At 65.9% G+C, this 22,133-nt stretch carries 18 protein-coding genes; 5 read left to right on the top strand and 13 right to left on the bottom strand.

What is annotated here, in order from left to right; genetic code table 11:
• Nucleotides 1-3 precede the first annotated feature (3 nt).
• From fdhE to fdnG, 4 genes are all read right to left on the bottom strand, one after another.
• Nucleotides 4-939 carry a formate dehydrogenase accessory protein FdhE gene (gene fdhE / locus BME24068_RS23025; RefSeq protein ID WP_174927477.1) on the bottom strand — a complete coding sequence of 312 codons (936 nt, stop codon included), beginning with the start codon at nt 937-939 and terminating at the stop codon, nt 4-6.
• Between the two features lie 107 nt (nt 940-1,046).
• Nucleotides 1,047-1,673: a formate dehydrogenase subunit gamma gene (locus tag BME24068_RS23020; RefSeq protein WP_096503886.1), complete on the bottom strand. Its 627-nt coding sequence runs from the start codon at nt 1,671-1,673 to the stop codon at nt 1,047-1,049.
• Entirely contained in the window at nt 1,670-2,584 is a 915-nt protein-coding gene (fdxH, locus tag BME24068_RS23015; protein WP_096503888.1) for a formate dehydrogenase subunit beta, read from the bottom strand. The genes BME24068_RS23020 and fdxH overlap by 4 nt, the downstream gene beginning before the upstream one ends.
• Nucleotides 2,585-2,594: 10 nt before the next feature.
• Nucleotides 2,595-5,666: a formate dehydrogenase-N subunit alpha gene (gene fdnG / locus BME24068_RS23010; RefSeq protein ID WP_174927476.1), complete on the bottom strand. Its 3,072-nt coding sequence runs from the start codon at nt 5,664-5,666 to the stop codon at nt 2,595-2,597.
• Between the two features lie 138 nt (nt 5,667-5,804).
• Between fdnG and BME24068_RS23005 the strand changes: the two genes are divergently transcribed.
• A complete protein-coding gene (locus BME24068_RS23005) occupies nt 5,805-6,749 on the top strand; it encodes a YihY/virulence factor BrkB family protein (protein ID WP_096503892.1) in 945 nt (314 codons plus the stop codon).
• A 64-nt stretch (nt 6,750-6,813) separates the two neighbouring features.
• Here BME24068_RS23005 and BME24068_RS23000 read toward each other — a convergent pair whose 3' ends face one another.
• Entirely contained in the window at nt 6,814-6,984 is a 171-nt protein-coding gene (locus BME24068_RS23000; protein ID WP_174927475.1) for a hypothetical protein, read from the bottom strand.
• A 203-nt stretch (nt 6,985-7,187) separates the two neighbouring features.
• Between BME24068_RS23000 and BME24068_RS22995 the strand changes: the two genes are divergently transcribed.
• Together BME24068_RS22995 and BME24068_RS22990 are read left to right on the top strand one after the other, a co-directional pair.
• Nucleotides 7,188-8,348 carry a porin gene (locus tag BME24068_RS22995; protein WP_096503894.1) on the top strand — a complete coding sequence of 387 codons (1,161 nt, stop codon included), beginning with the start codon at nt 7,188-7,190 and terminating at the stop codon, nt 8,346-8,348.
• Nucleotides 8,349-8,727: 379 nt separating this feature from the next.
• Nucleotides 8,728-9,201: a VOC family protein gene (locus BME24068_RS22990; RefSeq protein ID WP_096503896.1), complete on the top strand. Its 474-nt coding sequence runs from the start codon at nt 8,728-8,730 to the stop codon at nt 9,199-9,201.
• Between the two features lie 180 nt (nt 9,202-9,381).
• Here BME24068_RS22990 and BME24068_RS22985 read toward each other — a convergent pair whose 3' ends face one another.
• From BME24068_RS22985 to BME24068_RS22975, 3 genes are all read right to left on the bottom strand, one after another.
• Nucleotides 9,382-9,693, bottom strand: a complete 312-nt coding sequence (locus BME24068_RS22985; RefSeq protein ID WP_096503898.1) for a hypothetical protein — start codon at nt 9,691-9,693, stop codon at nt 9,382-9,384.
• A gap of 264 nt (nt 9,694-9,957) precedes the next feature.
• Nucleotides 9,958-10,113 carry a hypothetical protein gene (locus tag BME24068_RS22980; protein ID WP_162826175.1) on the bottom strand — a complete coding sequence of 52 codons (156 nt, stop codon included), beginning with the start codon at nt 10,111-10,113 and terminating at the stop codon, nt 9,958-9,960.
• 298 nt (nt 10,114-10,411) lie between these two features.
• On the bottom strand, nt 10,412-10,861 hold the full coding sequence (locus tag BME24068_RS22975; RefSeq protein ID WP_011548077.1) for an HU family DNA-binding protein: 450 nt from the start codon (nt 10,859-10,861) through the stop codon (nt 10,412-10,414).
• Between the two features lie 258 nt (nt 10,862-11,119).
• On the opposite strand from BME24068_RS22975, the gene BME24068_RS22970 reads away from it, so the two are divergent.
• The gene (locus BME24068_RS22970) at nt 11,120-12,238 is read left to right on the top strand and encodes an acyltransferase family protein (protein ID WP_174927474.1); all 1,119 of its coding nucleotides are present in this window, start codon (nt 11,120-11,122) and stop codon (nt 12,236-12,238) included.
• Between the two features lie 479 nt (nt 12,239-12,717).
• On the opposite strand, the gene galU is transcribed toward BME24068_RS22970, so the two are convergent.
• Together galU and BME24068_RS22960 are read right to left on the bottom strand one after the other, a co-directional pair.
• Nucleotides 12,718-13,605 (bottom strand): UTP--glucose-1-phosphate uridylyltransferase GalU, encoded by an 888-nt coding sequence (galU, locus tag BME24068_RS22965; RefSeq protein ID WP_096503905.1) that lies wholly within the window; start codon nt 13,603-13,605, stop codon nt 12,718-12,720.
• A gap of 229 nt (nt 13,606-13,834) precedes the next feature.
• Nucleotides 13,835-13,978, bottom strand: coding sequence for a hypothetical protein (locus tag BME24068_RS22960; protein ID WP_172441895.1), 144 nt, complete (start codon nt 13,976-13,978; stop codon nt 13,835-13,837).
• 214 nt (nt 13,979-14,192) lie between these two features.
• On the opposite strand from BME24068_RS22960, the gene BME24068_RS22955 reads away from it, so the two are divergent.
• Nucleotides 14,193-15,368, top strand: coding sequence for an acyltransferase family protein (locus BME24068_RS22955; RefSeq protein WP_174927473.1), 1,176 nt, complete (start codon nt 14,193-14,195; stop codon nt 15,366-15,368).
• Between the two features lie 413 nt (nt 15,369-15,781).
• Here BME24068_RS22955 and BME24068_RS22950 read toward each other — a convergent pair whose 3' ends face one another.
• From BME24068_RS22950 to BME24068_RS22940, 3 genes are read right to left on the bottom strand one after another with little or no spacing between them, the layout of a single operon-like run.
• Nucleotides 15,782-18,247 carry a glycosyltransferase family 4 protein gene (locus BME24068_RS22950; RefSeq protein WP_174927472.1) on the bottom strand — a complete coding sequence of 822 codons (2,466 nt, stop codon included), beginning with the start codon at nt 18,245-18,247 and terminating at the stop codon, nt 15,782-15,784.
• A complete protein-coding gene (locus tag BME24068_RS22945) occupies nt 18,244-19,710 on the bottom strand; it encodes a flippase (RefSeq protein WP_174927471.1) in 1,467 nt (488 codons plus the stop codon). Before BME24068_RS22945 ends, BME24068_RS22950 begins: the two co-directional genes overlap by 4 nt.
• Nucleotides 19,711-19,729: 19 nt before the next feature.
• Nucleotides 19,730-21,922, bottom strand: coding sequence for an NHL repeat-containing protein (locus BME24068_RS22940; RefSeq protein ID WP_174927561.1), 2,193 nt, complete (start codon nt 21,920-21,922; stop codon nt 19,730-19,732).
• Between the last annotated feature and the right edge of the window lie 211 nt (nt 21,923-22,133).

Below are 22,133 nucleotides of genomic sequence, written 5' to 3'. Positions count from 1 at the left end.
CCGTCAGTCCGCTTCGCGCGACATGTCCGGCCACAGCAGCGGGTTCGGCGAACTGCGCTGGTAGCCGGCCTCGTTCATCAGCAGGTCGAGCGTGAGGCTCGCGAGATCGTCCGCCAGCGGCTCGAACTCGTAGTCCTTTTCCTGGTAGCCGATCTTGCGATACGTCTTGCACTCGTCGCACGACTCGGCCTTGACGGCTTCGCTGCCGCCCTCGATCCCGTGGTATGCAATGCCTTTCGTCGAGTCGCAGTGCGAACATTTCGTGCGCACCATGTGCCACTCGGTCGTGCAGAGCCCGCACTGCAGGAAACGGTAGCCCTGGAACTGGCCGCCGACGCGCACGACGCTCGCGACCGGATGCGAGCCGCATACCGGGCACAGCCCCGGCTGGTCGAGATACGGAATGTCGGCCGGCGCGACGCGGCCGGCGAGATCGGTCCACACGACCTGCAACGCGGCCATCAGGAACGGCGCGGTGGCCGGGTCGACTTCGGCGAAGCGCAGCGCGAGGATCGCGTCGGCCTGCGCGTCGAGTTCGGCGGGCGACATCAAGCGCAGCCGGTCGAGCAGCTTCGCGAGCGACGGATTGACGAGCCCGGCGCTGTCGACGCGATCGAGCAGTTCATACAGCACGGCCCGCCACTGCGGATTGCGCTCGCCGTCGAGCGCCGGCACGAGCGGCATCGAATGCTGCTGCGCGCGTGCGATCGCTTCCGGCGACGGCAGCGGCAGGTTCAGCTGCTGCAGCGTCGCGTGCTGCGCGTCGGCGACGGTGGCCATCAGCCGCAGGTAGCCGCTGATCGGGTTCAGGTCGGCGAGCTTGCGCAGCCGCGTGGCACGCGCCGCGAATGCGGTGCCGCGCTCCGGCAGGCGAAAGCGGGGAATGGCCGAATGATCGAGCGCCGAGATCTCGGTCGGTTCGAGAATGCGTTGTGTCACAAATATGTCTTCCAAAAGAACAAGCGCCGACGAATCGGCGCTTTTCAGGCGGTTCCGACGGTGGCGGAACGGTACGCCGCGATGGCGAGCCGCCCCGCTCCGGTGCGCTACTTCACGCTTTCACGGAACCACTTCGGGTGATGCTTGCGTGCCCAGCCCAGCGTGACGGTGCCGCGCACCATCGCGCCGATCGAGCCCTTCACCCACAACGCCGCGTAAATGTGCACGATGATGCTCGCGATCAGCACGAACGCCGCCACTGCATGCACGACGGCCGCCGCGCGGATCACCTCGATCGGGAAATAGAACGAGAAGTAGCGCCGCCAGATCACGATCCCGGACAGCAGGAGCAGCAGCAGACATGCCACCAACGTGAAGAATAGCAGCTTCTGTCCGGCGTTATAGCGCCCGACCGGCGGCAGCTTGTCTTCCTGGTTGGTCAGCACGTCGCCGATCTGCTTCAGCCATTGACGATCGTCCGCGTCGAGCGCGTTGTGGTGCCAGAACCGCACCACGAGAATCGCGAACGACACGAACATCACGAGACCGACGAACGGATGCAGGATCCGCGTCCACTGGCCGCCGCCGAACAGCGCGGTGAGCCAGAACATCGACGGATGGAACAGCGCGAGCCCGGACAACGCGAGCAGCACGAACGTGATCGCGGTGATCCAGTGGTTCGTGCGCTCGTTCGGCGTGTAGCGGACGATCAGATTGGGGTCGTCGTGCTTCATTTTGCGTCCTCCTTGATGCGTCGCGCCTCGTCGCGGGCGGCGGCTTCTTCCTCGTCGCTGACTTCGTTCGGACCGACCCGCGTGTAGTGGAAGAACCCGGCCAGCGCGGTCAGCGCGAGACCGGCGACCGCCAGCGGCTTCGCGATCCCCTTCCACAGCTTCACCATCGGGCTGATCGACGGATTGTCGGGCAGGCCGTGATACAGCGACGGCTTGTCCGCGTGGTGCAGCACGTACATCACGTGCGTGCCGCCGACGCCCTGCGGGTCGTACAGCCCTGCATGCTCGAAACCGCGCTCCTTCAGGTCCTCGATCCGCTCGGCCGCGTGCTGCTTCATGTCCTCCTTGGTGCCGAACACGATCGCGCCCGTCGGGCAGGTCTTCACGCAGGCTGGTTCCTGGCCGACCGCGACGCGGTCGGAACAGAGCGTGCACTTGTAAGCGCGATGATCCTTCTTCGAGATCCGCGGCACGTTGAACGGGCAGCCGGTCACGCAATAGCCGCAACCGATGCAGTTCTCCTCGTGGAAATCCACGATCCCGTTGTTGTACTGCACGATCGCGCCCGGCGACGGGCATGCCTTCAGGCAGCCCGGATCCTCGCAGTGCATGCAGCCGTCCTTGCGGATCAGCCATTCGAGGTCCCCGGCCGGGTTCTCGTATTCGGCGAACCGCATCACCGTCCACGAGTGCTCGGTCAGGTCGGCCGGGTTGTCGTACACGCCGACGTTCGTGCCGATCTCGTCGCGCAGGTCGTTCCACTCCATGCATGCCGTCTGGCATGCCTTGCAGCCGATGCACTTCGATACGTCGATCAGCTTCGCGACGCTCCCGGTCACCGGTTCGCGCACCGTGGGCGGCGGCGTCGTGGTGGCCGAGACGCGCTTGATATCCAGCGATTGCAATGCCATCTCTTCCCCCTTACGCCTTTTCGACCTTCACCAGGAACGACTTGAATTCCGGTGTGTACGAGTTGCCGTCGCCGACGGACGGAGTCAGGGTATTGGCGAGATAGCCGGGCTTCGCGAGACCCTTGAAGCCCCAGTGCAACGGGACGCCGACCGTCTGGACCTTCTTGCCTTCGATCGTCAGCGGCTTGATCCGCTTCGTGACGAGGGCGACCGCGACGATGTAGCCGCGCTTGGACGACACCTTCACGCGCTCGCCGTGCGCGACGCCGACTTCCTTCGCGAGGTCTTCGCCGATCTCGACGAATTGCTCGGGCTGGATGATCGCGTTCAGCCGCGCATGCTTGGTCCAGTAGTGGAAATGCTCGGTGAGCCGGTAGGTCGTCGCGACGTGCGGGAACTCGGACACCTTGCCGAACGACGCGCGATCGTCCGCGAACACGCGGGCGGCCGGGTTGTTCAGCGCCAGCGGGTTGTCAGGGTGCAGCGGGTTCGCGGCGAGCGGCGTCTCGAACGGCTCGTAGTGCTCGGGGAACGGACCTTCGTTCATCCCCGCGCGCGCGAAGAAGCGCGCGACGCCTTCCGGGTTCATGATGAACGGATTCATCCCGTTCTCGGGCGGTTCGTCGATCTTGAAGTCCGGTACGTCGGCCCCCTTCCACGCGCTGCCGTTCCAGCCGATCAGCTTGCGGGTCGGGTCGAACGGCTTGCCGCTCACGTCGCACGACGCGCGGTTGTACAGGATCCGCCGGTTCGCGGGCCACGCCCACGCCCAGTTCAGCGTCTGGCCGATGCCGGTCGGGTCGGCGTTGTCGCGCCGCCCCATCTGGTTGCCGGCCTGCGTCCACGCCCCGCAGAAGATCCAGCAGCCGCTCGCGGTCGTGCCGTCGTCCTTCAGTTGCGCGAACGCGGCGAGCTGCTCGCCCTTCTTCACGAGCACCTTGGCCGGATCCTTCGGATCGGTCAGGTCGGCGAGCGCACGCCCGTTGAACTCCATCGCGAGCTCTTCGGGCGTCGGGCTTTCCGGGTTCGCGTACGGCCACGTCAGGTTCAGGATCGGATCCGGATACTTGCCGCCGTCGGTCTGATACATCTTGCGCATGCGCAGGAACAGCCCCGACATGATCTCGAGATCGCTCCTCGCCTCGCCCGGCGGCTCCGTGCCCTTCCAGTGCCATTGCAGCACGCGGCTCGAACTCACGAGCGAGCCGTTCTCCTCCGCGAAACACGTGGTCGGCAGGCGGAACACCTCGGTCTGGATCTTCGACGCATCGACGTCGTTGAAGTCGCCGTGATGCTTCCAGAACTCGGACGTCTCGGTCGCGAGCGGATCCATGATCACGAGCCACTTCAGCTTCGCGAGGCCCGCGGCCGTCTTCACCTTCGACGGCGCCGCCGCGAGCGGGTTGAAGCCCTGGCAGATGTAGCCGTTCATCTTGCCGGCATTCATCAGCTCGATCGCCTGCAGCAGGTCGTACTGCTTGTCCAGCTTCGGCAGGTAGTCGTAGCCCCAGTTGTTCTCGGCGGTCGCCGCATCGCCCCACCACGACTTCATGAAGCTGACGTGGAACGCCTTGTAGTTCTTCCAGTAGCTCAGCTGATTGGGCCGCAGCGGCTGCTGCACGCGCTTCTTGATGTATGCGTCGAAGTCCTGCTCGGCCTGCATCGGCAGCGTCATGTAGCCCGGCAGCAGGTTCGACATCAGCCCGAGGTCGGTCAGCCCCTGGATGTTCGAGTGGCCGCGCAGCGCGTTCATCCCGCCGCCGGCGATGCCGATGTTGCCGAGCAGCAGCTGCACCATCGCGCCGGTGCGGATGATCTGCGCGCCGATCGAGTGGTGGGTCCAGCCGAGCGCGTACAGCACCGTGCCGGCGCGGCCGGGTACGGCCGTCGTCGCGAGCATCTCGCAGACCTTCAGGAATTTCTCGTTCGGCGTGCCGCAGACTTGCTGGACCAGGTCCGGCGTATAGCGCGCGTAGTGCTGCTTGAGCAGGTTGTAGACGCAGCGCGGATGCTGCAGCGTCGGGTCGACCTTCGCGAAGCCGTCGTCGCCGAGCTCGTAGTCCCAGCTCGATTTGTCCGGATACGCGTGTTTCTCCGCGTCGTAGCCGGAATAGATGCCGTCGTTGAACGCGAAATCCTCGCGCACGATGAACGAGAAGTCCGTGTAGTGCTTCACGTACTCATGCTGGATCTTGTCGTTCGTCAGCAGATAGTTGATGACGCCGCCCAGGAAGACGATGTCGGTGCCGGTGCGAATCGGCGCGTAATAGTCGGCCACCGAGGCCGTACGCGTAAAGCGCGGGTCGACGACGATCAGCCGCGCCTTGCGGTGCGCCTTCGCCTCCGTCACCCACTTGAAACCGCACGGATGGGCCTCGGCTGCATTGCCGCCCATCACGAGAATCACGTCCGCGTTCTTGATGTCGACCCAATGGTTCGTCATCGCTCCACGGCCAAACGTCGGGGCAAGACCTGCCACCGTCGGGCCATGTCAGACACGCGCCTGATTGTCGAATGCGAGCATCCCGAGGCTGCGGACAGCCTTGTGCGTCAGGTAACCGACTTCGTTGCTGCCCGCCGACGCGGCCAGCATGCCGGTCGTGAGCCAGCGATTGACCTTCGCGCCGTCTTCGGCCGTCTCGACGAAGTTCGCGTCGCGGTCGGCCTTCATCAGCTTCGCGATCCGGTCGAGCGCGTCATGCCACGAGATCGGTTCCCACTTGTCCGAGCCGGGCGCGCGATACTCGGGGTGCGTCAGGCGGTTCGGGCTGTGGATGAAGTCGATCAGGCTCGCGCCCTTCGGGCACAGCGTGCCGCGATTGACCGGGTGATCGGGATCGCCTTCGATGTGGATGATGCTCGGCTGCGCATTCTTCGCGCCGTCGCCAAGGCCGTACATCAGAATGCCGCAACCCACTGAACAGTATGGACAGGTGTTGCGCGTTTCGGTGGTGCGCGCCAGCTTGTACTGTCGGACTTCGGCAAGCGCTTCCGTCGGAGAAAAGCCCATCAGGGCAAGACTCGATCCGGCAAGCGACGTGGCCGTCACCTTCAGGAACTGGCGCCGGGACATTTGTAGCATGATGGTCTCGGCGGTTTTGTGGGGTAGGGAGAAACTGAAAGGATTATAGACAGTCAGCGCAACTATGATGGAATCTTCGGATCAATACTGATTTGTCTGATCCGCCGATATCCGCGGTCAGCACACCACCGAACCGTCATGAAACGACAGATCACCTCGGAAGCCACCCGTCTCGCGCAACAACAGGCCAACTGGGCACTCAACGCATTCAAGCGTTTCTCCTCCGACCGCTGCTCGGCGATGGCCGCGAGCATCGCATTCTTCTCCGCGTTCTCGCTCGCACCGACGCTCGTGATGGTGATCGCGGTGGCCGGCTGGTTCTACGGCGACGATGCCGCGCGCGGCCAGGTGTTCGAGCAGGCCCATCAATTGATCGGCGACGATGCCGCGGCCAGCATCCAGACCATCGTGCAGAACGCGCATCGCGCAGGCGAGCGCGGCGGCATCGCGACGCTGATCTCGTTCGCCGCGCTCGCGATCGGTGCGTCGGCAACGTTCGCGTCGCTGAACACGGCGCTGAGCGTGATCTGGCCGAGCACCGAAAACCGCTGGTCGAGCATGCTCGGGCTCGTGCGCGTGCGGCTGGTTTCGTTCGGGCTCGTGCTCGGCGTCGCGTTCCTGCTGATCGTGTCGCTCGTGCTCGACACCGCGATCACGTTCGTCGGCACCTGGCTGCTCGGCAATTCGCCGTATGTGGTCGTCACCAATCTGCTGCAGTTCTTCGTCGGCATCGCGGTGCTCGCGGGCGCGTTCGCCGCGCTGATGAAGTTCCTGCCCGACGCGCGCGTCGCATGGCGCGACGCGGCAGTCGGCGGGATCGTGTCGGCGATCCTGTTCTCCGGCGGCAAGAAGCTGTTCGCGCTGTATCTCGCGCATGCGGGCACGGCGAGTGCGTTCGGCGCGGCCGGATCGTTCGCGGTGTTGCTGATGTGGCTGTACTTCTCCGCCGCCGTGCTGCTGCTCGGCGCGGAATTCGCGGCCGCGCGCGGCGCGGCGCACCGCGGCGCAGGCAACGTCGCAGCCGCATCCCTATCGACATCGGCGTCAACGGGTCGCGCCACCGATCGCGCACGCGACAGCTGATTCCGCCCGCCCGCGTCGCCCGCGGCCGCGCCTCGCGCGTGCCGCACGCGTCGCCCTGCTCGCCCTACGCCGCCGCTTTTCTTTTCGCAACCATCCTGCCCACCGTGTGCGCCTGCATGTCGATGCGTCCGTGCTCGGCACGCGATGCGCGCTGCAACGGCAAACGTTTGCTCGCCTCGATTTCCATGCGCCAACCGGCGAAATTCGCCCGTCTGTTGCCGGGCGCATCGATCATTGCAACAATCGCAGCGCAGCAATTGTCAACTATTTCAAAAAGAGGAATAGTCCTTGATGTGCTTGATATATATGGACTTTTTCTCGCTGTTACCTTTTCGAGACACTTTATTTTTTAAGCTTTCTTGCCGGTATGGCACTGAGCTATTCTCCAATCCGCAACAAATAACGAATGACGAATCATTTGCGTGGAGATACTCAACGATGAAGAAACTCGCTCTCTCGACCCTCTCGCTCGCCCTGTTGGGCGCCGCTGGCGCTGCTCACGCTCAATCGAGCGTGACGCTGTACGGCGTGATCGATACGTCGATTGCTTACGTTCACGGCAATGACGGCCAAGCCAACAACTCGTGGCAAATGCTGTCGGGCAACCTGCAAGGCAGCCGCTTCGGCCTGAAGGGCGCAGAAGACCTCGGCGGTGGCCTGAAGGCGATTTTCCAATTGGAAAACGGTTTTGATCCGGGCTCGGGCCGCTTGGGCCAAGGCGGCCGCATGTTCGGCCGTCAGGCATTCGTCGGCCTGCAAAGCAACCAGTACGGCACGCTGACGCTGGGCCGCCAATACGACCCGATCGTCGATCTGGTCCAGGCAGTCACAGCTGACAACTACTTCGGCAGCACGTTCGCAACGCCGGGCGACGTCGACAACAACGACAACTCGCTGCGCGTCAGCAACGCGATCAAGTACACGTCGCCGGTCTGGGCAGGCTTCCAGCTCGAAGGCATGTACGCTCTCGGCGGCGTCGCGGGCAAGACGGGTTCGGGCCAGACGTGGTCGGTCGCAGCGGCATACAACAACGGCCCGGTCGGCGTTGCCGCAGGCTACTTCTACGCAGCCAACCCGTCGCCGACGGTCGCTGGCGTGCGCACGGGCTGGGGCTCGACGACGTCGGACAACATCATCGACGGCCCGATCAACGCAGGTTACGTGACGGCGAAGTCGATCGCGATCGCACAGGTCGCAGGTCAGTATGCAATCGGCCCGGTGACGGTCGGCCTCGGCTACAGCAACGCGCAATACAAGCCGGACGCATTCTCGGCCTTCGGCTCGAGCCAGAAGTACAACACGGGCCGTGGCTTCGTGACGTACCAGGTTACGCCGCCGCTGCTGCTGGGCCTTGGCTACTCGTACACGAAGGCAAGCGGCAACACGGACGCCAAGTACCATCAGGTTTCGCTGGGCGGCGACTACTCGCTGTCGAAGCGCACGGACATCTACCTGGTCGGCGCATACCAGCACGCAAGCGGTACGCAGCTGAACGCCGATGGCACGACGTCGGCAGCGCAAGCTTCGATCGGCTCGTACGGCATCGCCGGCACGAAGTCGCAGGAAATGGTCGCTCTCGGCCTGCGCCACAAGTTCTAAGAAGTACGTTTCCGGTGTGCATGGCGTCTCCGACGCCATGCCGCCGAACTGCAAAACCAGTCATCGGTTTCGGCCATGGCTGGTTTTTTTTCGTCCGTCGCCAGCGGCCCCGTGGCGGGCTGCCGCGACGCGCCGGCCCATCGGGAGCGACAACGGGCCGCAGGCGGTTCCTGGCCCGTCTGTGACGCGCCGGAGGCGTGCCTGCGCGCATCCGGGCACGTCGCCCGTTGCCCCTCCCTCCATTCGATCGCCGTGCGCGTTGCACGATCCGAGCGACTATCCTTCGACGTGTCGATTTCGGCAGGCTTCATCCGTCGTATCGATGGCGGCATGCACGCAGGCTGCCGCAGCCCTATCGACCGTTGACAGGAGACACACCATGACGATTCAGAAGATCACGCCGTTCCTCTGGTACTCGACGGAAGCCGAGGAAGCCGCGGCCTTCTATGCAGGCATTTTCCCGAACTCGCGCGTCGTGCGCGTCACGACGGTGTCGGGCGCCGGCGGCACGCGGATGGTCGAATTCGAGCTGTTCGGCCAACCGTTCATCGCGATGAGCCACCCGCGCACGGAGACGTTCAACCACGCGATCTCGCTGATGATCAGTTGCGCCGACCAGGCGGAACTCGACCGCTACTGGAGCGCGCTGCTCGAGAACGGCGGCACGGCCGACAACTGCGGCTGGTTGCGGGACCGCTACGGCGTCTCGTGGCAGATCGTTCCGGACGCGCTGATCCCGATGATGGCCGACCGCGACGAGGTCAAGGCCGCACGCGTGGCCGCCGCGATGATGCAGATGACGAAGTTCGATGTCGCCGCGTTGAAGGCGGCGTATGAGGGCTCGGCGGGCTGACATCGAACCATCGGTGCGACGCGTGCGTCGCGAGGCGCGGGGACGTTCGTGCCGCGCGGGTCGATTCGTTCATGACCGTCGGCGCAGATCGCCTCTGCCGAGGCGTTGCGTCGCGTGGCGATGCAATCCCGGACAATGGTTGCGCGCCATGCCGACAGCTTCGGTTCGACGGTCCATTCGTCACACGTCGCGCATCGCGCGTCGCGAACGAATGCCGCAGCCGGTTCGCCGGACAGCGATCGCGTCATCGCCGTCGCTGCGCAACCAGTCGGCGCGCGCGACCGTGACGACCGGCGCGTACGCATCGGAGCGAGGCGCTCCACTCCGCTCGCGGCGGCGACGTTCTCGATCGATGATTCCGCAGAGCGCGGTGCTCGCTGTGCCGAACACCTGTGCAAATGCGAGCACGACGTCGCATTCGTTGCCGCACCGGCCTGGTTTCACATCCCGCTGCGCGACGGTAGCGAGAAGCAAGGCGACCGTCTCGCACACGGGTATCGGCTCGAACGAGGCGGCGACGCGCGGAGCATCCCTTCATCGACAGAATCGCCAGATCGCGATCGCCGCATGCCAACCCGGCGATACCGGCAACACAACACGAATCGCGGCGCGACGACCCCCCCGAATTGAAATGCGCGCCGCGCCGAACGATGCCTCGCCACTGCATTGCCGCGCACGGTGACGGTTACTTCCGTCCGGCGTACCCATACGCTGCGCCCGCTCGTCCTCCGGCACCGGCACATCCGGCGACGTCGATCATCGGCGAGCAACGCGCACAAGTTCACTGCGCGATGCCGCAACGTCGATGTCGCCGTGCGATTTCCGCTTGCCATCGCGCACCGCGCCAATCGCGCGAATCGCATACAGCGCCGCGCCGACATGCCGCCCGATCGCGACGCGCGCGGCAGTCAAGCTGCCGGCGAACTCGACGGCAACAGCAGCGTCCCGACTCGTAAAACGAGGCTCGCACGGCTACGCATGAACAACAGACTGCGCGGCAAAACAACCCGCGAGCGCATGCGCCGCATCCACCATCCGCACATACGGCACGCAGCCGAGAATACGCATCGCGCGACACGAGGTCGCACACCGCGCCTCGACCACCCCCCGATTTGCGCAGCGCAATAAAAATCCCCGCACGCTTTCGCGTACGGGGATCGTCGGACATCGCAACGATCGCCGACCTGCGGTCGACAACCGTTACGCTGCATTACGCAGCCGCGTCCTTCAGCTTCTTCAGCGCACGTGCCTTCACGCGCACGCTGGCCGGCTTTGCCGGGAACCAGCGCTCTTCACCCGTGAACGGATCCTTGCCGAAGCGCTTCTTCTTCGCCGGCACGACTTGCGCCGTGATCTTCAGCAGGCCCGGCAGCGTGAACTCGCCCGCGCCCTTCTTGTGAACCGAGCCCAGCACGACGTTTTCGAGTGCGACGAGCACTGCCTTGACCGCCTTCACTTCGACAGCCGCGCGCTCGGCGATGTGCGTTGCGAGCGATGCCTTCGTGAACTTGTCCTTCAGCGGCGTCGGAGCAGCCGGTGCTGCCTTCGCGACAGCCTTCTTGGCTACTACTTTCTTCGCGGGCGCAGCCTTTTTGGCAGCCACTTTCTTGGTGGCCGGTGCGGCAGCCTTCTTGGCCACCTTTTTTGCGGAAGTCGCCATGTTTCTCCTACCAGGTGTGGTCGTTGGATACACGAAGCGTGCAACGCGCGCGCTTCAACGCCGGATTCTACAAGCGCCTTGACGCTTCGTGCAGTACTTTTATGCGTTTTCGCGGGGTTTCCCGCAGGTTTTGTTGCGCCCGACCGACTTCGCCGACGCTCGAGCATCGAAAAACGTCGTCACGTATACGTCCGAACCGGAATTACGTTCGATATTTGCGCACCTATACTGACCTCGCTCAGTGCCCCGGATGCCTTCATGCGCGAAGTCAGATACGTCAAAGGACTCGACGGCCTGCGAGCCATCGCCGTCATCCTCGTTTTCCTGTCCCACAAGGGCCACGTCCTCGCTGTCGACGTGGGCAAGCTCGGCGTGTGGACGTTTTTCTTCATCAGCGGATTCCTGATCGTCGGCGAGCTTCATCGCAACCGTCAGGCGATCGAGCGCGGCACGATGACGCGCCGCCATGCACTCGCGCTGTTCCTCGCGAAGCGCGCGCTGCGGATCTTTCCCGTCTACTACCTGCTGCTCGCCGCGCTCGCGATCGCGCATGCGCTGTTCTACCAGCGCGGCGTCAATCTCGGGCTCGCGTGGCACGCGACGTTCCTGTCGAACTACTGGATCGGCGTCGTCAAGGACGGCTGGCCGGGCTCCACGTCGCACTTCTGGAGCCTCGCGGTTGAGCAGCAGTTCTATCTGATTGCGCCGCTGACGCTGCTCGCCGTGCCGGCGGCGCGACACGTCCGGCTCGGCATCGCGGCCGTCGCGGCATGCGCGCTCGCGCATCTCGCGCTCTATGCGGTCGACGCGTCGCCGGTGCTGATCTACGCGTTTTCCCCGTGGAATTTCGCGCTGATCGCGCTCGGCGGCATCGGCGCGATGGCGCTCGCCGATCGCGGTCCGGCCGTCGCACGCCGCATTCCGCCCGGCTGGCTCGGCGCCGCCGGCGTCATGTTCTTCCTCGTGCTGCCCGCGCTCACGACGCTGCCCGACCTCGTGACGGGGCTCGCGGATCTCGGCCTGTCCGCATCGCTCGGCTCGCTGATGCTGTGGATCGTCACCGAACCCGATCATCCGGCCGTGTCGCTGCTCGACCGGGCGCCGCTCGTCTATCTCGGCACGATCAGCTACGGCTTCTACCTGTTCCACAACCTGATTCCGGCGCGCTTCGGCGTGCTGCCGGCAACGTTCGCGCACGTGCCGATCCCGGCGCTCGTCCGGGACGTCCTGCCTGAAATGCTGCAGTTCGCGCTCGCCGTGCTGCTCGCGCATCTGTCGTGGCGCTACCTGGAAAAGCGCCTGCTCGATTTCAAGAAACCGGTCGCCGCGATGCTGGCACGGTACTTCGTCGCGCGGCCGAGCACGTCGCCGCGCTGAGCGGGAAGCCGGCGTCGAGAACGTCGAGCGGGAAACGCGTGGCGCGACGCGCGCGGCGGGTACGCGGAAACGGCGCGGCGCAGAACGCGGGAACGGCACCGGAAACGCGTTGCACCGGCGGCTCCAGGTTTCAATACGCCGCGCCGGCAGCGATCCCGCATCGACATCGCAGTGAACGCGGGCAGCCGTTGCACCACGCGAACGTCGATCAAACGGCGGGCAGTCAGCGCGCCGGCACCGGTTTCAGTCGAACCGGAAATCCTGACGAACGCGGCACGCACCGCAAGCCGAGCCGCGCGCCGGTACGCCAGGGGCGCACCCGTTATCGCTCGCCCCGCATCCGCCCGGCTCCAGCCCGGCCGATCGTCCGCCGCCCGCCATCCGCCCCGCTTCGCCCGGACGCAAAAAAGCCCCGACGCGCAAGGCAGCCGGGGCCAACGGAACAACCACCACCTGAAACAACGGAGCAGCGCGGCTGCTTATGCGACAGCAGCCAGCGCGGGCAGGCAGGTACGCAGATACGCCTCGAATTCGCGGCTCACTTCCGGATGCTGGAGGGCGAGCTCGACGGTCGCCTTCAGGTAACCGATCTTGCTGCCGCAATCGAAACGCGTGCCGAAGTAGCGATACGCGAGCACCTGTTCGTGCGCGAGCAGCGACTGGACGGCGTCGGTGAGCTGCAGTTCGCCGCCCGCGCCCGGCTTGAGCCGGCGCAGGTGATCGAAGATCGTCGGCATGAACACGTAGCGGCCGACCACGCCGAGGTTCGACGGTGCATCTTCCGGCGCCGGCTTCTCGATGATGCCGGACAGCTTGATGATGTCCTCTTCCCATTCGCGGCCTTCGACGACGCCGTACGAGCGGCTGTCCTCGCGCGGGATCGTCTCGACTCCGATCACCGAGCTGTGATAGTGGTCGAACACGTCGACGAGCTGCTTGAGCACCGGCTGCTCGCCGTGCAGCAGATCGTCGGCGAGAATCACCGCGAACGGCTCGCCATGCACGAGCTTTTCCGCGCACAGCACCGCGTGGCCGAGGCCGAGCGCTTCCGGCTGGCGCACGTAGAAACAGTTCACGTTGCTCGGCTTGATGCCGCGCACGAGTTCGAGCAGCTTTTCCTTGCCGCGCGCCTCGAGTTCGGCCTCGATCTCGTACGACTTGTCGAAGTGATCCTCGATCGCGCGCTTGCTGCGCCCGGTCACGAAGATCATCTCGGTGATACCGGCGTTGATCGCTTCCTCGACCGCGTACTGGATCAGCGGCTTGTCGACGACGGGCAGCATTTCCTTCGGGCTCGCCTTCGTTGCCGGGAGGAACCGCGTGCCGAGACCGGCGACGGGGAACACGGCCTTGGTGACTTTCAACATGTTCGCATCCTGATTGCGTTGACTGCGCCGCGTCGACCTGCGACCCGGCGCGGTTGTTTTCCGAACGGCATATCGAGAATCGACGGCGCGGCCAATTTCACTCCGCTCATTTTCGATATGGACCGATTGCCCACCATTTCCGAAAAAGAGATAATCAGCCGACCCGGTCGATATTGCCGCACCCATTGCCGAAGCAGAAACAAATTACCGATTTTCCGGATACAAATGCTTACGATTCGAATTCCTCGATATACGGGACGCTACCCCGTTCGAGACCGGAGCGAATCGGCTCGTTCTTCAGCGCCTCGCGATACGCCGACAGCACGGCCATGACCAGCAGTACTGCCGCGCTCGCGATCCAATGCATGTCCATCTTGCCGCTCCTTGCATCAATCAACCGGAGCTTCAAACTAACAGAAAAAAATCGGCAAATAATTGCAGCGGCTTCGAAACCGCATTCAGAACGGGAATAAAACCATTATGCGAAATACCATTATTTCCCGTCGCGATTTTTTTATTCATTCGATCGAATTCTTGCGCATTACGATTGGACCATCCCCTTCATCCGTCGCAAGGAATCGAATCGCATGCAAGCTTTCAGCGGATCGTCTTTGACTGCGCCGCCCGTCGCCGACCACAAGGAACACGTGATCGACGCGATGCGCGGATTCGCGGCGCTGCTCGTCGCCTATTTCCATTGCCGCCAGGTCGTCTGGGTCGGCATGCAGAGCTTCCATCGCGCTTACGGTCACGCGCTGGACCCGAGCGTGATCGTCGGCTACCTGACGTTCCCGTTCGCGTGGGGCTCGGCCGGCGTGCCGATCTTCTTCGTGATCAGCGGCTACTGCATTCACCGCAACGCGGCGCTGAAGTTCGCGGCCAACCCGGCGTACCGGCTCGACGCGCCGAATTTCTGGGCGCGCCGCTTCGCGCGCATCTATCCGGTGCTGCTCGCCGCGCTGCTGTTCACGCTCGCGCTCGACGCGATCAGCCTGCAGATCGCGCCGGTCAGCCACAAGATCCGCGACATCGGCATCACCGCATTCCTCGTGAACCTGTTCTCGCTGCAGGGCGTCGCCGGCTATACGTACGGGTCGAACGGCGCGCTGTGGACGCTGTCGCTCGAAGTGCAGTTCTACGTGGTCTATCCGCTGCTGTTCGCGCTGCGCCGGCGCGTCGGGATGCCCGCCATTGTCGCGGGCGTCGCGCTCGTCAACGTCGCGTCGGCGCTGCTGCTGGAGCGCCACGACCTGCAGTTCTTCACGTCGTACTGGCTGTCGTGGACGATCGGCGCGTGGATCGCCGACGTGCGCGCGCAGCCGGCGCGCGGTACGCCCGCCGTGCCGTCGCGCGCGTGGTACGGCGCGGCCGCCGTGCTGCTCGCCGCGGGCTGCGGTGCGTTCCATTTCGGCCAGTACGGCGCGTTCCAGCTGTGGGCGGCCGGCTTCGCGTGCTTCCTGTACCGCGCGCTCGCGTGCCCGCCGCGCCCGACGCCGCTGCTGCGCGTGCTCGGCCGGTTCGGCGACTTCAGCTACTCGCTGTACCTGATTCACCTGCCGCTGTTCGTCTGCCTCGGCTCGGTGCTGTTCCATTCCGAGCTGCAGCTGTCGATCTGGCCGTCGCTCGCGTTCATGGCCGCGGCGATTCCGGTCGCGTACCTGTTCTACCGGCTGTTCGAACGGCCGGCGATGGCGTGGTCGGCGAGCCTGAAGCCGACGCGCGCGGCCCGGGTCGTCGCATCGGTGCCCGAGCAGGCCGCCTGAGCGCGTCGTGACGGCGCTCCGGCCCCCGTGCGGCTTCCGGCTGCGCGGGGGTTTTTCATGGCGCGTAGCGGCGCGAGAATGCGTTCCCGCGCCAAGGCGTGACGCGCGCCACGTAGCAACGCACCCGACCGGCGCATAACGGCCGCTTCGGCCGCTTGTCGGCTGCCCAGCCCGTCGGCCTCGCCCTCGACCGCGGGGCCGTACGGCGACACCGCTCGCGTCCCGAAAGGCGATTCCGGTCGAGGCGGCTGCCGGCCGCACACCCGCCGAACGAGCATCTACCGGCCCCGACAAGAAAACCATGCGTGCCGCGCAGCAAGCGCCCGCCCGCCCGCAAAGCAAAACAAAGCCCCCATGCGGCGCAATACCGCATGAGGGCTCGTTTTTCCGCCGACTCGCGCCGGCACGCATGCTTACTGCTTCTTCTTCGCCTTCGCAGCCTTCGCGGTATCCGCGAGAATCTTCTCGACCCGCTCCACATAGGTCTCGGTGCCGAACCGGCGCACCGCCGTCGCACGCCCGCTCGCGACGAGCCGCGCGCGCAACGCGGCGTCGTGCTGCAGCTTGCCGAGCGCATCGGCCAGCGCACCCGCGTCGCCCGGCTCGCACAGCAAGCCGTTTTCGCCGTCCTCGATGATCTCGACGACCCCGCCCGCGCGGGCCGCGACCACCGGCCGGCGCGCGAGCATGCCCTCGACGATCACGCGCCCGAACGGCTCGGGCGTGATCGACGTATGCGCGACCACATCCACCGCCTTCATGCACGCGGCCACGTCGCGCTGGAAACCGAGGAAATGCACGCGTTCGTCCATGCCGTGACGCGCGACGGTCTCGTGCAGTTGCGCGGCGTATTCGTCCTCGCCGAACAGCGGCGCGCCGACCAACACCACGTGCATGTCCGGATGCCGCGCAGCGGCCTCGAGCAGCAGATGCTGCCCCTTCCAGCGCGCGAGGCGGCTGAACGAGCCGACCAGCCATGCATGCTCGGGCAGCCCGAAGCGCGCGCGCAGCGCGGCCTGGCTGACGTCGTCCAGCGCGTCGAACGGTTCGGCGGAAATCCCGTTGAACACGACGTCGACATGCTGCGGCGTGAAGCCCGTCAGCGTGCGAAACGCCTGCGCGGACGCATCGGAGTTCGCGATCACGCGCGTGACGCCCAGGCGCGCGCAGTATTTGATCGCCATCAGCTGCTTGCCGCCGAAATGGTCGTCGCTGACGATGTCGCGCAGGTGCCAGACCACCGGCTTGCGCGCGAGCCGCCCGGCCAGCGCGGCGACCACCATCGCGCGCTGCGTGTTCGCGTAGATCACCTCGGCGCGGCGCGCGCGCCGCGCGACGTCGCGCACCATCCCGACGAGCTGCTTCACCGCGCCGGCCGACACGCCGCCCTGCTTGCGCACGCCGGCGAGCGCGCCCTGGTCGAGCACGTCGACGCGTGCGCCGACCTCGTCGAGCGCCGCGCGAAACGGGCCGTCGTCGAACAGCAGCACGTCCGCATTCGCGCGCATGTGCTTCATGATTTCGAGCAGCGACAGCTCGGCGCCGCCGAGCACGCCGCTCTGGTCGAGCACGAGCGTCGCCGGGCCGCGCGCGGCCGGCATCGGCGCTGCGGCCGGGCCGCGCTGCGCGGTCGAGCCGGGCAGCGCCGCCTCCACGTAGTCGAGAAAGCGCCGCCGGAACGTGTCGGCGGAGAAGCGCTCCGCGTTGGCGCGGCACGCCGTCGGCGTGAAGCGTTGCGGCGCGCGCTCGAAATCGTCCACTGCCGCGACGATCGCATGCGGTGTCTGCTCGTCGAAGAACAGCCCGGTCGGATTCCCGTGCGACTGCGGCTCCAGCACGGTTTCGAGCGCACCGCCCTTGCCGTATGCGATCACGGGCGTGCCGCATGCCTGCGCCTCGACGACCGAGATGCCGAAATCCTCCTCGGCCGCGAACACGAACGCCTTCGCGCGACGCATCCGGTCGTGCAGCACCGCGAACGGCTGATAGCCCATGATTTCGACGTTCGGGCCGGCCTTCGCGCGAATCTTCTGCATCTCCGGGCCGTCGCCGATCACGACGAGCTTGCGCTCCGGCGTGCGCGAGAACGCGTCGACGATCAGGTCGATCTTCTTGTACGGCACCATCCGCGACGCGGTCAGGTAGAAGTCGTCCTTCGTCTCGTTCAGCGAGAAGCTGTCGACGTCGACCGGCGGGAAGATCACGGCCGCGTCGCGGTGATACACCTTGCGGATCCGGCGCGCGATGAACGCGGAATTCGCGACGAAGCCGTCGACCGCGTTCGCCGTGCGCGTGTCCCAGTTGCGGATGTAGTGCAGGATCATCCGCGCCAGCAGCGACTTCGGCCCGTGCGTGAGATTCGACTGCTCCAGATACTGGTGCTGCAGGTCCCACGCATAGCGGATCGGCGAATGCACGTAGCTGATGTGCACCTGGTCCGGCCCCGTCAGCACGCCCTTCGCGACCGCATGGCTGCTCGAGATCACGAGGTCGTACCCGGACACGTCGAGCTGCTCGATCGCGAGCGGCATCAGCGGCAGGTAGCTGCGGTACTTGGTGCGCGCGAACGGCAGCTTCTGGATGAACGACGTCGTCACCCGCTTGCCGCGCACGAACGCGCGATCGTCGAGAAAGTCGACGAGGCTGAACAGGTCCGCGTCGGGAAAGCACGCGACGATCTGTTCGAGCACGCGCTCGGCGCCCGCATACGTGACGAGCCAGTCGTGGACGATCGCCACGCGCAGCGGGCGGGACGCATGGCGTGCGCCCGCCTGCCCGGCCGATTCGGCACGGCGCCGCGCGGCGGCGCCGGCTTCGGCCACGGCGCCGTCGGCCGTGGCGATGTTCAGGATGGCGTGTTCCGCCAGATCGCGATTCATGTTGTTTTCCTCGCATTGAGACGGACGAACAGGTCGCGCACGAGCGCGCGCAGGCCCGGCGTCATCGTGAGCGACCACGCAAGGTTGAGCACCAGCACGACCGCGCACATGCCGATCGACTCGCCGAGCCCCGACCACGCCTGCGCGAGAAACAGGCTCGCGAGCAGGAAGGCGAGATGCGCGAGCATGTCGAGCACGATCGCGCGCATCCGGATCGCCGACAGGTACAGCAGCACGCCGTAGTCGACCAGCGCGCGCGTGGCGACGACGACCGCCGCCCCGATCAGCCCGAAGTGATGAATGCCGAACCACAGGCCGCCGACGAAGAACGGCATCTCGATGAGGCCCGCGAACGCGGCGCGCGCCGGGTTGACCTGCGACTGGATCAGGATCCGCGTGACGCTCGCCTGACCGACGAGCCACACGCTGATCACCAGCACGCGGCCGACCGGCGCCGAATGCGCGGCGAGATCGGCGCCGACCCACAGCGTGAGGAACGGCGCGAGCGCGAAGATCGCGACGATGCCGACCGGCGTGAATACCCCGTTCAGGAATTCGAGCGACTGGCGCGCGAGCGTGTCGGCGTGATCGCGGCCGACCGCCGACAGGCGCGGAAACAGCGTGCGCACCAGCGCGTTCGGCAGCATGTTCAGCCGCGTGACGAGGTTCTGCGGCACCGTGTAGTACGTGACGAACTTCGCGCCCATGCCGGCGCCGAGCATCACGCGATCGAGCGTGTCGGCGATCATGCTGGCCGTGCTCGCGATCAGCATCCAGCCGCCGAAGTTGAACAGCCCTTTCGCGGTGCCCCACTGCGGCGGATCGATGCGCCGGATCCCGAGCACCTTGATGCTCGCGTGACCGAGCATCACCGCCGCGATCAGCCGCGCGACGACCGCCGCGGCCAGCACCGTCTGCAGGTTGGGCGCGATCCACCACGCGGCGCCGAGCGGCAGCAGCTGGAACAGGAACGTGCCGATCGTCTGGTTCGTGTTGAACACGCCGAACCGCTCGGCGCCGTTGATCGCGCCGGCGAACACCCACGACACGTTCGCGAGCGGAATCGCGAGCGCGAGCCACGGCAGCGCGAGATACACCTCGTGCTGCATCGCCGCCGACACCTTCGTGAAATACGCGGTGTAGACGAACGCGCCGAAGTAGATGAGCAGCCCGCCCGCGATGCCGGTGCCGAGGTTCAGCCAGAACGCGCTCCAGAACACGCGTGCGCTTTCGTCCTCGTTGCCGCTCGCGAGCGCCTTCGAGATGTGGTTCTGCGCGGCCATGCTCATCCCGAGATCGAGGATCCCGAAATAGCCGATCAGCGTCCACACGAGGCTCACGACGCCGTAGCGTTCGACGCCGAGCGCGTGAATATAGGCGGGCACCGTCACCAGCGACACGAAGGTCGGCAGGATCAGCCCGATGAAGTTGATCGAAACGTTCTTGAGTATGCCTTTGTCCATGCTTTAGCCCATGGGCCCGTTACAGTTTCCAGCGGTACATGAGCACCTTGCCGCGTGCGTCTTCCTCGACGAACACCAGGTATTCGCCGTTCTCGCGCCGGAACGCGCTGATGCCGAACGGCACGTCGACCCAGCCCGACGCCTTGCCGACCGCCGCGCCCGGACTCATCACGCCGACTTCCTTGCCGGTTTCCTTGTCGTACACGTGGATCTTGCCGACCGGCTCCACCGTGAAGATGTAGCGGCCCTCGACCGTGATCCCGATCAGGTCGAAGATCGGCTTCGCATCGAGCTGCCACGGCAGCGCGACCGTGTAGCGCACGACCGGCGAGCCGGTCGACCACTTGTCGAAGCGCACCAGCACGCGGCCGACTTCCTTGTTGATGCCCGGTTGCGGCGGCGCATCGGCCGTATAGCCCGTCACGTACAGCGTGTCCGTCTGCGGCTCGTAGATCGCGCGGCGCAGCTGCGTGAACGGCTGCGGCATCGGATAGGTCGTGACCTTGTCGTACGCGTAGATCGGGTTGCCGGCCTTGTCGACGCCGCCGTAGCGGAAGCGGTGGATGCCGCGCACGTCGCTCGTGCGCCAGATGTCGCCCTTCGTGTCGACCCACCAGCCCCAGCCGCCCGCCTTCGCCTTGCCGGTCGTGTTGATCTCGAACTCGTCCGCGTCGATGCGGCCATTGCCGTTCGCGTCGCGCCAGATCCAGTCGCCGCCCGGCGGCTTGTTCGGCACCTGGTCGACCGGCCGCGCGCGGCCCGCGATCAGGCCCGACGGAATCGCGACCTCGCCGTCGCGCTTCGCGTCGAAGCGGTAGATCTTCAGGTGATCGGCATACATGTCGGTCAGGTACAGGAACGTACGGCCGTCGACGCGCCGCGCGAACGGCATGCCGGGATACTGATCCGTGTGGAACACGGGATCGTCCGGATACTTGAAGCGGTTCGACAGGAAGCCGACGTATTTCCAGTCCTGGCCGGGCGGCTTCGACAGGTCGAGCTCGAAGCGCTTGTTGCCCGTGTACACGCTGTTCGGCCGCGCGGGGTCGAGCCACGCGCCGTCGACGAACAGCAAGCCCTGTACCTGCCAGCGCAGCTTGCCGTCCGGCGTGTAGCTTTCGAGCACCGCGCCGAGCCCCGCGCCGATCGTGTCGTGGTGCGGGCCGATCCCGTTCGTCGACACATAGATGTTGCCCTCGCGATCGACGCCCACGCCCGTCAGCCCGTTGAAGCGCTGCGGCCCGGGGCGACCCGGCACCGGGCCCGCGAAGATGCCGCCGCGCTCGCCGAGCGTGCCGGACGCCGCGTAGCCCTTGCCGCCTTTCGAAAAAATCAGGATTTGCTGGCGCGGGCCGTTGTCCGCGACCAGCACGCGCCCTTTCGCGTCGACCGCCACGTCCACCGCGTCGGTGCCGTCGGGCAGCGCGGGCGCGTCGTCGAGCTTGCGGCCGTCGGCGCGCACGTGCACGAGGTGCGCGGGCCCGCTGACCGTATCGGTGAGCAGCCACAGCGTGCCGTCGCCCGCGAGCGCGATGCGGCCCGGCTCGTGCGCGCTCCAGGTAGCCTTCTTCTGCATCGTCTCGGCGTCGTACACGTCCACCGCGTCATGCGACGGATTCGTCGCGAACAGCGTCTTGTCGTCCGCCGCGAGGCCGCCCACCTCCGCTTTCAGCCCGCCCACTTCCGACCGGGCCGGGGCCGGCACCTCGTTGACCATCATGAAGCTCGCGGCCATTCGCGCGCGGCCGGCATCGGCGCGCCCGCCGGGCGCGACCTGCGGCGCGGCGCGAAACGGCGCCGGCTGCTTCATGTCGCCGATCGTGCGCCGCGAGATGCCGAACCACTGCTTGCCCTTGTCCGGCCAGATGCCCGGCGACTGCAGATGGCCGCGCTCGTTGCCGACGCCGATCGCGACATACGCGTATTTGCCGTTCACCGCGATCGCACTGCCGCCGAGATTGCCCCAGCCGTGCGTGCCGCCGGCGAAGCCGAGCATCTTCCCGTCCTGGTAGACGCTCGCCTCGGCGCCGCTCTCGTCCCACGGCGCATTCGTATACACCTTGCCGTCGGGCGTCACCGCGATCGCACGGATGTCGATCTGCGTCCAGCTGCCGTCGCCATAGCCGAACGTGTTGCCGATCCACGAGGTCGTGGCGGGCAACACCGTTTCGGCCGGTGCGGCGCTCGCCGTCACCACCGCGCACACCGTCATGCCAACCAGAATCAGACGTCGCAATGCGCTCTCCAGACTTGATGCGGAAGCGACCGGCGCCGCGGCGTGCTGCATGCCCGGATGACCTGTCGCTAAATAGGTTTCAAACGTCGCGATGCAGGTTACAAGCAAAAATAATCACAAGAAATTTGGAAATATTTGAGGATGTTTCCGCCTGAAATATCGATCCGGAACAAATGGGAAAATGGCC

Origin of the sequence: Burkholderia anthina (genome assembly GCF_902498995.1) — a bacterium.
GTDB lineage: Bacteria > Pseudomonadota > Gammaproteobacteria > Burkholderiales > Burkholderiaceae > Burkholderia > Burkholderia anthina.
Note: the sequence above shows the minus strand (reverse complement) of the source record. Positions and strands in the feature narration are given on the sequence as shown.

Coding starts and splice junctions, on each gene's coding strand:
- BME24068_RS23020 (WP_096503886.1), bottom strand. CDS start 1,673: ATGAAGCACGACGACCCCAATCTGATCGTCCGCTACACGCCGAACGAG.
- fdxH (WP_096503888.1), bottom strand. CDS start 2,584: ATGGCATTGCAATCGCTGGATATCAAGCGCGTCTCGGCCACCACGACG.
- BME24068_RS23005 (WP_096503892.1), top strand. CDS start 5,805: ATGAAACGACAGATCACCTCGGAAGCCACCCGTCTCGCGCAACAACAG.
- BME24068_RS23000 (WP_174927475.1), bottom strand. CDS start 6,984: ATGATCGATGCGCCCGGCAACAGACGGGCGAATTTCGCCGGTTGGCGC.
- BME24068_RS22995 (WP_096503894.1), top strand. CDS start 7,188: ATGAAGAAACTCGCTCTCTCGACCCTCTCGCTCGCCCTGTTGGGCGCC.
- BME24068_RS22990 (WP_096503896.1), top strand. CDS start 8,728: ATGACGATTCAGAAGATCACGCCGTTCCTCTGGTACTCGACGGAAGCC.
- BME24068_RS22975 (WP_011548077.1), bottom strand. CDS start 10,861: ATGGCGACTTCCGCAAAAAAGGTGGCCAAGAAGGCTGCCGCACCGGCC.
- BME24068_RS22970 (WP_174927474.1), top strand. CDS start 11,120: ATGCGCGAAGTCAGATACGTCAAAGGACTCGACGGCCTGCGAGCCATC.
- galU (WP_096503905.1), bottom strand. CDS start 13,605: ATGTTGAAAGTCACCAAGGCCGTGTTCCCCGTCGCCGGTCTCGGCACG.
- BME24068_RS22960 (WP_172441895.1), bottom strand. CDS start 13,978: ATGGACATGCATTGGATCGCGAGCGCGGCAGTACTGCTGGTCATGGCC.
- BME24068_RS22955 (WP_174927473.1), top strand. CDS start 14,193: ATGCAAGCTTTCAGCGGATCGTCTTTGACTGCGCCGCCCGTCGCCGAC.
- BME24068_RS22950 (WP_174927472.1), bottom strand. CDS start 18,247: ATGAATCGCGATCTGGCGGAACACGCCATCCTGAACATCGCCACGGCC.
- BME24068_RS22945 (WP_174927471.1), bottom strand. CDS start 19,710: ATGGACAAAGGCATACTCAAGAACGTTTCGATCAACTTCATCGGGCTG.
- BME24068_RS22940 (WP_174927561.1), bottom strand. CDS start 21,922: ATGACGGTGTGCGCGGTGGTGACGGCGAGCGCCGCACCGGCCGAAACG.